We start from the raw sequence: 12,559 nt of genomic DNA, 5'->3' as shown, positions 1-12,559 counted from the left end.
CCCGCCCTCGTCCAGCAGCCGCAGCCACGCGGCGATACGGTCCAGGCCGCCCCATCCGCGACACACCCGCTGCGCGACGATCCGGCCGAACGGCGGCTCGGCGAACACGCCGTCCGAGGCGTACTCGAGTGCGGGGCGACCGGCCGAACCGGAGCCTGAGCCTTGCAGGATGATCAGGCATCCTCGCGCGGTCCGGCACACTGTCCCCTCCTTGGGCTCCGTGCGCACGTCCAGGCGCAGGGTCAGCGTGCGCCAGCGGCCCGCCGGATCCCCCATGTGCGGCACGCCGCAGGCCCGGATGTGATCGGCCCGCAGGTCATTGCTGCGATCGGCCCCCGCAGCAGTCACCGCGGCCCGCAGTGCCCGACCACCGAGGCGGCCCAACTGGTGTTCCCAGCCCTGCGCGTTGGCAAGTTGCACGGTCTGCGGCGGAACCGCGACCGCAGGATCGGCGCAGGCCTCGGCCACCCGGCCCAGACGCAGGAACATCTCCTGCATGCCGGTGAAGATGCGGGCCCGCAGGTCGCCCGCGTCCGCGCGGGGATAGGGCAGAGGAGCCGTCCGCAGCGCGGACGATCCGCCCGGGGAGTGCTCGGTATGACGGGCCGTCAGCACACGGCTCTCGGCAGCCGACCAGACTGTGCCGGCGATGCCGTCGAGGAGGCGTTCCGCCGTCACTTCGGGCAGCACGTGCGCGATCGCGGCTCGCAGATCTGCAAAGGCCTCGTCGATCTCGTGCGAACCATTGCCGACTGGTATGCGCCGCCCCAACTCGACCAGCCGCTCGGTGAGTTCCTCGTCCACCGCGTCCAAGACGCGCTGCGCGAGCGCACGGTCGGCGGTGCGCAGCAGCCTCGACCCCGCCTCGTCACGCGCCGCCAGGTGCCGCCAGACCTGGGGCGGCGGCACAAGATCGCTGCCCGCCGCCCAGCGGTGCCGGTGGCGTCCGACACTGTGCGCTCCCGCGACCCGCGCGGGACGCGCCGGCCCCTGGTACCAGCGGCCGACCACGGCCCCGCGCTCGTTGTGCATCTCCCACCAGCCGTACGGGCCGCGCCGGAGCGCGTTCGGCCGGGTCGCCGCGGGCATCGTCACGTCAGGGGCCCCGGAGGCGTCGGTCGGCACCGCGGTGAACCGGCCGTGCTCGTACCGGAATCGGTGGGACGCCGCAGAGGATCCGCGGTCCGTGTCCAGCCGGGCGAACAGCGGCCCGGTGATCACCTCCCGTGGACCGAGCAGCACACTGCGGCTGCCGTCGGTGACCACGAAGGCGTCCTCGGGCTCGCCGTCGTCCGGCTCGATGCGGAAGGCGTCGAGGCTGTGCGAGTGGACCGGCAGCGCGTCGAGCGCCTCCGATCCCAGCTCGTCGACGAGACCGGTACGCCAGGTCTCCGCCAGCAGCTCCGCCACGTCCGCCCCCAGCAAGGCGCCGATCGCCTCACGGGCCGGCGGACACGCCGCCGCGAACCGGGCCGGGCCGACCAGGTCGAGGTAGTGAACGGCCTCGTGCAGTACGGGCAGGCTGCCCGCGGCAACAGCCCCGGCCCACGTCGTGACCGCCTCGCGCAGAATGTCGACGAACCCCGCAGCGCCGAGAATCGCCTCGACCGTGTCAGGGGCGTCGCGCAGCACGATGTCGGGGCGTCCCAGGGCCAGCAGGTCGCAGCGGCGGTCGAGCACGGCGTCCCGCAGCAGCGGCCGGAAGCGCGGATCAGCCGCGAGCACGGCGAGCCCGCCGCGCCGGGCACGGCGCATCCACGCGCCCAGGTCGCACGCGCCACCGGGCGGCGGATCGGCAACCGGGACCCCCGCGTCGAGCGCCGCGTCGAGCAGGTCGAAGTCCAGCTCCCACACCGGTCCGAGACCGTTGTGCGTGCGGTTCACCACCGCCGCCTCGACCACATCCGCGACACCGCCGCCGTCGCGCAACGGCCCGGCGAGGCGCGCCAGTTCGTCGCGTACCGCCCGGGTGAGGCGACGCCCCGCCGCCTTGCCGACCACGCGCCCCAGTTCCTCGCCCGCAGCTCCCGTCGCCGCCTGGATCTTGTCCAACGTCCCGTCCCCGCTCCGATCTCGCAAAGCCACGCACCGTATCGAGCCACACCACGCCACCAACGGCGACCGCCGCTCCCCAGGAGGACTGCCCGCCGAACGCGACGGTTCCGCGGTCCCTCCCAAGGTCCGGTCAACGAGGCTGCGTTCGCGATCGGGCGCGGGGCGGCGTACGCACTGCCGTACTGATCTACGCCGGCGAAGACGGTTGGCTCACCCTTGCGACCGGGGTGCTCGTTCTCGCCGCCGCCGTCGGCTACACCGCCTTCGTCGCCTGGCAGCGCAACACCGGCTCCCCGCTGATGGACGTCCGCCTGCTCGCCCGCCGCCCCGTCGCCACCGGCGCCTTCCTCATCGCGATGGCCACCGCTTTGATGATCGCGGTGTTCTTCCTCGGCACCTTCTACCTCCAGCACGCCCGCACCTACGGCGCCCTGCGCACCGGACTGCTCTTCCTGCCCGTCGCGGACGTGGGCCCTGGCGGCCGTACGGGTTCCACGTGTGTCGAGGAGCCGGTGATGTCACAAGAGCAGTGGCCGGAGGTCGGCGCACCCCTGCGTGTCGTCCCGGGGACCGCGAGCTGCGGTGCGCGAACATCAGAACACTGAAAGGCATGTGTCGGCCCCCGCCCGGAACGGGAATTCCCCGCGGACGCGGGCGCCCCTCCCGCGACGGAAAAACCGAGACAGGAAGAAGGCGGACGTGTCCAACAGCGAAAGCGAAAATCCGGCGATCCCCTCCCCGACCATCACGCCGACCCGGCCCAGAACGAACCGGGATTGGTGGCCGCAACAGCTGGATCTTCAGGTTCTCCGCCAGCATTCGCCCCAGTCCGAGCCATTGGGCGGGGATTTCAGCTACGCACGGGCGTTCGCGGACCTCGACGTCGACGCGCTGAAGCGGGACGTTTTCGCGGTGATGACGACGTCCCAGGACTGGTGGCCCGCGGACTACGGCCACTACGGACCGCTCTTCATCCGCATGAGCTGGCACGCTGCGGGAACGTACCGGATCGCCGACGGCCGAGGCGGCGCAGGCGGCGGCGCGCAGCGCTTCGCGCCCCTCAACAGCTGGCCGGACAACGCGAGCCTGGACAAGGCCCGCCGTCTTCTCTGGCCGGTGAAACAAAAGTACGGCCAGAAGATTTCGTGGGCCGACCTTCTGGTCTTCGCCGGCAACTGTGCCATGGAATCGATGGGATTCAAGACGTTCGGCTTCGGCTTCGGCCGCCCGGACGTTTGGGAGCCTGAAGAAATCTTCTGGGGTCCCGAGGACACCTGGCTCGGAGACGAGCGTTACAGCGGCGACCGGGAACTCGCCGGCCCGTTCGGAGCCGTCCAGATGGGATTGATCTACGTCAATCCGGAGGGGCCCAACGGAAATCCTGATCCGATGGCCGCAGCACGGGACATTCGCGAGACCTTCGCACGCATGGCAATGAACGACGAGGAGACGGTCGCGCTCATCGTCGGCGGCCACACCTTCGGCAAATGCCACGGCGCCGTCGACCCCTCGTACGTCGGCCCGGAACCCGAAGCCGCCCCGCTCGAACAGCAGGGACTGGGCTGGCGTAACACGTACGGCACCGGCAGCGGGGCGAGCACGGTCACCAGCGGGCTGGAGGGCGCCTGGACCTCCGAACCGACGAAGTGGGACAACGGCTACCTGGACAACCTGTACCGCTACGACTGGGAACTCACGACGAGCCCCGCCGGCGCGCATCAGTGGACCCCCACGGACCCGTCGGCCCAGGGCACAGTGCCCGACGCCCACGACCCGTCGAAGCGGCACGCACCGATGATGCTGACGACGGACCTGGCGCTGAAACTGGACCCGGTCTACGGGCCGATCACGAAGTCCTTCCACGAGAACCCGGCCAAGCTCGCGGAGGCGTTCGCCAAGGCCTGGTACAAGCTGCTGCACCGCGACATGGGCCCCATCTCGCGCTACCTCGGTCCCTGGGTCGCGGAGCCGCAACTGTGGCAGGACCCCGTCCCCGCGGTCGACCACGAGCTGGTCGAGGACGCCGACATCGCCGCCCTCAAGTCCCGGATTCTCGACTCGGGCCTCTCGATCCCCCAACTCGTCACCACCGCCTGGGCGTCGGCGGCGAGCTTCCGCGGCACCGACAAGCGCGGCGGGGCCAACGGCGCGCGCATCCGGCTTGCCCCGCAGAAGGACTGGGAAGCCAACGACGTGCCCGAGATCGCCGAGACCGTACGAACGCTCGACGGCATCCGGCAGGAGTTCAACGACGCGAGACACGACGGGAAGAAGGTCTCGCTCGCCGACCTGATCGTCCTTGGCGGATGCGCCGCCGTCGAGCGCGCCGCGAAGAACGCGGGGCATGCGGTCACGGTCCCGTTCGCGCCCGGGCGTACCGACGCCTCGCAGGAGCAGACGGACGTGGAGCCGTTCTCCGTCCTCGAACCCCCGGCGGACGGGTTCCGCAACTACCTGCGGCAGGGCGAGAAGCTCTCGCCCGAGACGCTGCTGCTGGACCGCGCCAACCTGTTGACGCTCACCGCGCCCGAAATGACGGCCCTGGTCGGTGGCATGCGGGCCCTGGGCACCGGCTTCCGGCAGTCCCCGCACGGGATGCTCACCGACCGCCCGGGGACGCTGACGAACGACTTCTTCGTCAACCTGCTCGACATGCGCACAGAGTGGAAGCCCTCAAGCACGGACGAAAACGTCTACGAGGGCCGCGACCGCGACACGGGTGCCGTCACTTGGACTGCCACGGCGGTCGACCTCGTCTTCGGTTCGCACTCCCAACTCCGCGCAATCTCGGAGGTCTACGCCTGCGAGGACGGCGGCGCACGCTTCGTGCGCGACTTCATCGCCGCCTGGGACAAGGTGATGAACCTCGACCGGTTCGAACTGCGCTGATCCCGCCCACGGGCCCGGCGCCGTCAACGGCGCCGGGCTCCGGCTCCTCGCCGTCATCACGACGCCGTCCCTTGACGTCGCCGAACCTCTCGCCCGTCGTCTCGACGTGCGCAGAGGATCGACGTCACCCGGCGCCGCGTACCGTTTCCTCGCCGTCATTCGCACGTTCGGCGCGGAGGGCAGCCGAGTCCGGGGGCCGGGTGGTCAGGAGGATGAGCAGGATGAAGGCGACGAAAGCTGTCGAGGTCCGCAGGGTGTTGTAGATGTCCCAGCGTTGCAGGATCTCCGAGTAGTCGGGTGGGGGCGACGTTGCCGCCCACTTCTTGATCCGGCCGTTGATCGGCACGTTGCCGAACCGCGATCAGGAACGACGCCAGCGCCAGAAGGGCTGCGGCACCGGCGGACCGGCGCGCGGAGCCGCGGGACAGGACGGCGAGCGCCGGCGAACTGAGCATCGCCAGACCCATCGCGGTTTGCATGGTCAGCCCGTTCATCTTCATGAGCTCGGCGTGGAAGGACAGCCGTGTGTCGAGCGGGACGGCGTCGAAGGTGGGGGCGAGGTTGACCGCGCCGTAGCCGAACGCACCGGCGAGGATGCCGGTGGAGAGCAGGGCGATCCCGGTGAGAAGTCGGACGTGCACGGTCGCCCGGTCCGAGGCAAGAGCTTTCACCGGTCGTCGACTTCGTACCCACGCCGCGGGCGAAGAGGTCGCTGCCGGCCGGATGCCGCCCGATCAGGCGGCGAAGGCGCTGCGCACCAGCGTCCTTCGCCTGCTGGGGGCCTCGGAGCCGACGAACGCGTCTGGCGCCGGCGGAGGGTGACCAACGGCGCGCTGGTTGTGGGGAGGCGGTCGGGACCCGGCGTACCTGACCCTGCGCCCCTCCTCACGCGCCCCTGCCCGAGCCGGTGGAGAGTGCGGCAAGGAGGCCGAGGGTCAGCTCCTCGTCCTGCTCCTCCAGGTCCCAACCGCCTTCACGCACGGCGGTGTTCGTGGCCCAGAACACCAGCGTCCGGTCGCCGGGGCGGATCAGGACGCGGGCGAAGGACCAGTCGTTGCCGCCGTCGTGGGTGGCGATGGGGCCGTGGTCGGTCGGCAGGATCGTCCAGCCGTAGCCGTACGAGCCGGAGGAGCCGCCGCCCTCGGCCACGTGCGGAGTGAACATCTTGGCCTTGGCGGCGGCGTTGAGGACGGACTCGCCCTCCAACGCCCGGTACCACAGGTACATGTCCCGTGCAGTGGACAGCAGGCCGCCGTTGCCGCGCAGATTCCAGTACGGACGTCCGTCCGGTGCCCAGGGATGCTCGAACGGCCGTCCCTGGGAGGCCCCTTGCTCGTCGTACTCGACCGCGACGTCACCTCGGCGCGGATCGGGCAGCGCGTAGCCGGTCCGGGTCATTCCCGCCGGATGGAAGACGTGGCGGGTGAGGTAGTCGTCGTACGCGACCCCCGAAACCCTCTCGACGATCGCCGCCAGCAGCGAGTAGCCCACGTTGGAATACGCGTACTCCCGCCCTGGTGTCGACTCAAGCGGCGTGGCCATCGCCGTGGCGATCATCGCGTCCCGCGACACCGGGTCGTAGTCGTCGCCGATGCCCTCCGGGAGACCCGAGGTGTGGGTGAGCAGATGATGGATGGTGATCCCGCGCTTGTCGGCCGGCACTGGGTCGAGGTGGGCGCCGATCGCGTCGGTGACCCGCAACGTGCCGCTCATCTCCAGCTTGAGCACGGCGGCGGCGGTGAACGACTTGGTGATCGAGCCGATGTCGTACACGGTGTCGCAGTCGGCCGCACGGCCGGCGCCCTGGTCGGCCGGCCCCATGCCCTGGCAGCCCACCAGTTCCCCGTCCCTGGCGGTCACGACCGTTCCACCGGCGCCCCTCGGCCACGTATCGCCGAGCAACTTCGCCACAGCCTCCGCCTGTTCGCCAAACGTGGAGGAGGGTGTCGGCGAGCCGGGGCCGGTCGAGGCACCCCCCGCGGCGGCTGTCGGTACGCCGCTCGAAGGCGTCCCGGACGGGGTGATCGACGCCGGGCCCGAGGACTGCTTGTCCGTCTCGCCGCACCCCGACAACATCACCGCCAACGCCGCTGCCGTGACCGCCAACCGCCGGGGCGCACGCTGCCCCGCGTCCTTCCTGAAGTGCACCATTGGGTCCCCGAGTTCCGACGCGGCCCTTCCGCGCCTTGTCGAAGACGCTAGGGACCCGATCCCCTCGGATCGTCACGCACACGAGCCAATCTCTCCGTCCCCGACAAGGGGGACCGACCCGGCCGCCGTCCCCGCCGCAGACCACACCCCACAGGGGATACGCCACCACCACAGGGACGGCCGCGATGGCTCTGCGGGGATCAGGCGCCCATGCCCTTGTGCAGTTTCAGTTCGATACCGGGCTTCGGGCCCATGCTCTGCGCCGGGGTGGGAGCCGACCGCGCGGTGTTCTGTGCCGGCGGAGTGGGGGCGGCTTGGCGTGTCGCGGAGGGCGCGTCCAGTCCGGTGGCCGCGGCTCTGGGCACGTTCGAGGCGTTGTCGGGTCTCTGTTGTGTCGTGGGCGTGGATGGGGGGCCGGGGGCCGAGGGCGGCAACGTGGCGGCGGCACGCATCTCGGGCGTGACGTCGGGCGCACTGAGATCGGGTTGGTCGTCGGCGGCTTGGAGGGCGCGTTGCGCCATCGTGGCGGCCCAGCCGTGCTGGTAGCCGTTCCAGGCTGCTTGCGTGAAACGCTGCCCATGGACCTCGGCGGTCGTCATCTGTGCCGGAGCCGCGCCGGCCCGGCTGTGGGGGAAGACGGCGTCGCGGAGCGCCTCCGCCTGCCGTGCCGCTTCGGCGGTGCCCGGCGGCGGTCGGTACGGCGCGTCACGCTCCCAGTCCACCCCGGTTGCCTGCTGTGCTCCGATGTCGTTCCGAGACGCGACTTGGCGTGCTTCTGCGAGCTGCGCCGCCGCGGCATCGACCTGGACGACGGCCCCTGCGTCCGTGCCTCCTTCCGTCCACGCGACTTCGGCCTGCTGCGCGGCCTCGACCCCGTGCCTGCGTCCTTCGGCGAAGCCGCGCATGGTCGCGTCGAGATAGGCCGCCTGCGGCCCGAGCCGGTTCAGATGCGGGGGCATGGCAGGGGCAGCCGGCAGGTCGAGGTCGCGAGGCGCGTTGGGAATGCGCACCGACAGCTCGCCGACCGGGACCGGCCGGTTTCCGACTGCCAACCGCCGAGTTCCGGATTCTGCTCGTTCCGCGGCCATTTCCGATATCGCTGTTTCCATGGCGGCCTGCGTGGAACCGAGCGGACGGCCGCCGTTCAGGAACCTCGCGACCGTCTTCTCGGCTACGCCCGCTCGTACCGCCACTTCGCTCTTCTCGATCCCGAGTGCCGACATCTCGGCTTTCAGGTCGCGACTGGATTCCTCGGCCCGCTCGGCTGCGATATCGGTCAGTACGGCCTCCACCGCGGCCCTCTTGTCCGGCCTCAACTCCCGCAGTCCACGCTCCGCGAGACTGAGCGTATTAGGATGCACGTCCGCCCGTTCCGCAACCTCGTTCAGCTGCACGCCGAGGGACTCCCGCTCGGTCCGCAGATCCATCGGCTGTTGCAACTCCCGCTCGGCCGCCGCCTGGTCGAGCGCCGCGCGGATCGCCCTCCGCGTCTCGCGATTCGGGCGCAGCGTGGCCTCCTCCTCCAGACGCGCGACCGTCTTCTTGGACACCCCTGCCATCTCGGCAAGCCCTGCCACGGACAGGCCGAGCGCCTCTCGCTCCTCTCGGATGTGGGAAAGCGGCTCCTCGCGGCGGGCTTCCTCGATCCTCGCCAGTGCGTCATTCACAGCTGCGACATCGTGTGGATCGGCGCTGTCCACGCCGCTTTCCTCCATTGCGGCTATGCGTTTGACGGATACCCCCGCCTTTTCGGACAGTTCCTCCTGCGACGTACCAAGACCGCGACGCTTCGACCTGACGTCGAGATCCGGTGACACATGCGGTTCTGCGACGACACCGAAATCGCGGGGTTCGCCGCGTTCCGCGGCGAGCTCTTGAAGGGTTTGGCGCACCTTCTGCTCGGTACCGGGTTTCGCTTTGCCCTTCCCGGATCCCAACCGCCAAAGCGACGTTACGGAGACGCCTGCCTTCTCGGCGAATTCCGCCTTCGACAGCCCGGTCGCGCTGATCTCCGCGTTCAGATCGAACTCCAAAACGGTGGCCTGGGAATCCCGGTCGGTACCGCCGCCGGTGGCTGCCTCATCCGCGTTCGCCCGGTTGTCAGCGCCCAGCAACTGCTTTGCCTCGGAGAGCGATACGCCGAAGTACTCGGCGATCTCGAACTGGGCCTGATCCGGCTGCGCCTGATCCGACACCGCGGGGGCGTCGGGGGTTCCCCTCCGGCTCCGCCATCTCTTGAGGCCCACTCTCGGCTGAGCAGGCGGTCCGACGCCCACCTGCGCCTCAAGCCGCTGCAACGCGTCCTCGATGACGGCCAACGTCTCAGGCCTGGGATTCCGCGTCCAGCCGGTCTCGATCTTGCCCAGGGTCATGTACGAAATACCGGCCAGCGCCGCGACGTCTTCCTGCCTGGCATCGACTGCCTCACGCCGCGCGACCAGGTCGGGACGCCCTCGGTGAGAGGAACCTGGCGATGACGGCGCCGCTGCTTCCTTCGATGTCGTGTTTGCGGCCGCTGAGGAGTCACCCGGCGCCGCCGCGCGGGCTGTCCGGGCGCGAGCACCGGCCTCGACCCAAGGATTCGCGTCACCGGCGCCCGTCATCACCGCTCCCAGGTACGCATTCGGCCCCATATAGTGCCGCATCGAGATCGGGCGTTCATGATGCTCAAGCCCTCTACCAGGAAGCAAGCAAGAGGCAAAGAAGGACGACCAAAGCGCGGCTTCGTCCGTGGGCGGCCGTCGACAAGGGGCCTGCGAATCGGACGGCTCGGTCTCACGTTTCGGTGGTCGAGTCCGTGATCACGTATGGGTGTTGCCCGCGAGCAAGCTTGTGGACGCCGTGTTCTCGGGTCAGACGCCGCTGGTGGTCGTGGAAGTCGCGGACGAGGGCGAGCTCGTCCGGATGGGGACCGAACACTCGCGCCGCTTCGGTGACTTCCGTGGTGGCGTGCATGACGTCGGTTGCCTCTTCCTGAACCCTGCGTTGCTGCTTCAGGCGGTCACGAAGCCGGGCAGTAGGTCGAGGAACGGCACAATTGTCGCCGTGCACACGGCCATCGTCCCGGTGGGCGGCGAACACGTCCAAAGCCGCGTTGCACCGGCAGGAGTTGCGCACCGCGGTGGTGTGTTCGGCGTGTATGCGCCCGCGGCAGCAATCGGCGTTACCGTCCCCAGCGCCGCCGACAACACGCTGCCAGACCGGTCTTGCGGACGGTCTCGACCAGCAGCACCGCCCCCCGGCCTGCGACATCACACCGGGCCCGTGACCCGACACCCGCACAACGCGGGTGTCGGCCCTCCGCGTGGTGTTGTTCGTCGGTTGGGCTTGCGGCTTCTTCGCGTGCGTCACGCGGCGGCCCGCACTGAACGAGCCGGTATCTCCGAGGCGTGCCTCCCGCCGACGGCTGCGTCTGTTTTCCGCCAGCGTTGGACGTTGCTGCTGCCTACGGTTGGGCGACGTGAATGCCGAACCTGCCGCTGAAACTCCTCAGAGCACGCAACTTCGCCGTCCCATTGTCTGGTTCATGTCCCTTGCAGCCGCGCTGGGGACCTCGACGATTTACCTGCTTCAGCCCGCGATCGCCGATGTCGCGGACTCCTTCGGCGCCCGAACCAGCGCCGTCGGTTTCGCGCTTGCATGCGGGCCGGTTGGATACATGCTCGGCCTCGCCCTTCTCGTCCCCCTGGTCGACCGTTTCCCACCTGCGCGGGTACTCGCAATTCAATTCGGCGCCTTGGCGGCCGTAATGGCCCTGAGTGCCGCTGCCGACAGCGTGTGGGTCCTGGGGCCCGTGATCAGCGTCGTCGGAGCATGCTCGGCGGTCGGGGCGGGCCTCAGTTCGGTGGCGGGCCGGCTCGCGCCTCCGCATCGGCGCGCGACCGTGCTGGGCATCGTCACCGCCGGGATCTCGGCCGGAATCCTCGCGGGCAGAATCGTCGGCGGATGGCTTGCCGACGAGATCGGCTGGCGTGGCATGCTCCTGGTGTTCGCCGCCGCCTGCGCGGTCGTCGCAGTCTGTTCGTCGGCGGTGCTCCCTGCCGCCGGAGGAGCGGCCGAGCGCGGCTGCCTTGCGACGTTGCGGTCACTCCCCGGACTGTTCGCCCGATACGCAACGCTCCGTCTTGCGGCAATCTGCGGCGCCCTGTGGTTCTTCGCGTTCTGCGCGGTGTGGGCAGGCTTGGCGGCAACTTTGTCCGAACCCCCGTACTCCTACTCATCGGAGCGAATCGGCTTGTACGCGCTTGCCGGTCTGTCGGGCATCGCGGCGACACAGGTCTCGGGCACCTGGACCGACCGTGTGGGTGCCCGGCGGGTGATCCTGGTGGGCCTCGCCCTGGCCGCAGTTTCGGCGGGCATCCTCGGTTTCTCCCTCGGGAACACCCTCGTCACCGTCGCCTGCCTCGCCCTCTTCGACGCCGGCCTCTTCGCCACCCAGGTCGCCAACCAAAGCACCGTCCTCGCGATCGACCCGGCCGCACCGGCACGCTTCAACAGCGGCTACATGCTCGTCTACTTCGTGGGCGGAAGCCTGGGAACCGCCTTCGGCGCTGCCGCAGTCGAATGGATCGGCTGGTCCGTGACGGCCGCAACCGCCGCTGCGACCATTGGCACCGCCGGCGCGATCACAGTGCTCCTCCGCGACCGCGTGGCTGCTCTGGCGCCGCCAAGCCCGCAGGAAACGTCGTGACGTCGCGCCGGAACCGGATCGACCACGGAAGGCTCGCGATGTGACCTGCGTGTACTTAATGACACGCAGGTCTCGACGCACCGGACTCCGACCGCCCACGGTGTTTCCGGACATGGCCGCGGCCCGGCGCACCCCAACAAGTCGAGCGGGAACGAACGGCACGAAGTCGTGCCGGCCCCTTGTCCGCGCACCGCGCTTTGCCCTGCCCGAAATACCGGGATCTTCCAGGCCGGCGGCCGGTAATGACCAAGGTTCGCCATCGCCCCGGTCACCGAGCTCATGACGGGCGAACACTGCGGCGCCCCTTGAACCCCGAAAACGGGGACACTCGGTTTGACCTGCACGTTCAACTGATCCGATGATCACCGGGCATGGCCGTCAATCTGGTGTAACGGCTCGTGGTGCACGTGTTCTCGTAACTCGCTCTCGTCACGCGCGCGCGCACTTGTCCAAGGTTGCGGAGATACTCGCACTCCGGCATGAGATTGCGGTGTTGCGCAGGGCGAACCCCGAAGGCGCGGCTGTCGTCGCCGGGCCGCGCGCTGCTGTCGGGGTCGGCCCGAGTGTTGCCGCAGGCGCTGCGGGCGCAAAGGAGGGGATCGCAGCCAGAGCCCCGGGAAACGACGAACACCCGGCTCGGCCGAGGCCAGGAACGGGTGCCATGGCGTCGTCCTTCGAACCAGGCGTCGCCAGCGAACCTCGCGCTTCGGAAGCTCGCCCGGTCGGCGAACTCCGCGCCTTCATAGCCGGCGGTCCTCGAGAACACCGCCTCGT

The 12,559-nt window shown here is 69.8% G+C and carries 7 protein-coding genes and 1 pseudogene; 3 read left to right on the top strand and 5 right to left on the bottom strand.

Translation table 11 applies throughout. From position 1 onward, the window contains the following. Window positions 1-2,052 (bottom strand): annotated as a pseudogene (locus tag ACRX5W_RS20965) (hypothetical protein); the annotation flags it as partial. A gap of 230 nt (window positions 2,053-2,282) precedes the next feature. On the opposite strand from ACRX5W_RS20965, the gene ACRX5W_RS20960 reads away from it, so the two are divergent. Continuing rightward, on the top strand, window positions 2,283-2,660 hold the full coding sequence (locus tag ACRX5W_RS20960) for a hypothetical protein (RefSeq protein WP_436789753.1): 378 nt from the start codon (window positions 2,283-2,285) through the stop codon (window positions 2,658-2,660). 94 nt (window positions 2,661-2,754) lie between these two features. After that, the gene (gene katG, locus ACRX5W_RS20955; RefSeq protein WP_436789752.1) at window positions 2,755-4,944 is read left to right on the top strand and encodes a catalase/peroxidase HPI; all 2,190 of its coding nucleotides are present in this window, start codon (window positions 2,755-2,757) and stop codon (window positions 4,942-4,944) included. A 124-nt stretch (window positions 4,945-5,068) separates the two neighbouring features. Here katG and ACRX5W_RS20950 read toward each other — a convergent pair whose 3' ends face one another. From ACRX5W_RS20950 to ACRX5W_RS20935, 4 genes are all read right to left on the bottom strand, one after another. Further along, a complete protein-coding gene (locus ACRX5W_RS20950; protein ID WP_436789751.1) occupies window positions 5,069-5,290 on the bottom strand; it encodes a hypothetical protein in 222 nt (73 codons plus the stop codon). A gap of 539 nt (window positions 5,291-5,829) precedes the next feature. Further along, window positions 5,830-7,020, bottom strand: coding sequence for a serine hydrolase domain-containing protein (locus ACRX5W_RS20945; protein ID WP_436789831.1), 1,191 nt, complete (start codon window positions 7,018-7,020; stop codon window positions 5,830-5,832). Between the two features lie 275 nt (window positions 7,021-7,295). Beyond that, a complete protein-coding gene (locus tag ACRX5W_RS20940) occupies window positions 7,296-9,698 on the bottom strand; it encodes a helix-turn-helix domain-containing protein (protein WP_436789750.1) in 2,403 nt (800 codons plus the stop codon). 172 nt (window positions 9,699-9,870) lie between these two features. Further along, window positions 9,871-10,050: a hypothetical protein gene (locus ACRX5W_RS20935; protein ID WP_436789749.1), complete on the bottom strand. Its 180-nt coding sequence runs from the start codon at window positions 10,048-10,050 to the stop codon at window positions 9,871-9,873. A 349-nt stretch (window positions 10,051-10,399) separates the two neighbouring features. Between ACRX5W_RS20935 and ACRX5W_RS20930 the strand changes: the two genes are divergently transcribed. Continuing rightward, window positions 10,400-11,785, top strand: a complete 1,386-nt coding sequence (locus ACRX5W_RS20930) for an MFS transporter (protein WP_436789748.1) — start codon at window positions 10,400-10,402, stop codon at window positions 11,783-11,785. Window positions 11,786-12,559 lie beyond the last annotated feature (774 nt).

Source organism: Yinghuangia sp. YIM S10712 (assembly GCF_051388935.1).
GTDB lineage: Bacteria > Actinomycetota > Actinomycetes > Streptomycetales > Streptomycetaceae > Yinghuangia.
This window is presented reverse-complemented; position numbering and strand designations above follow the sequence as displayed.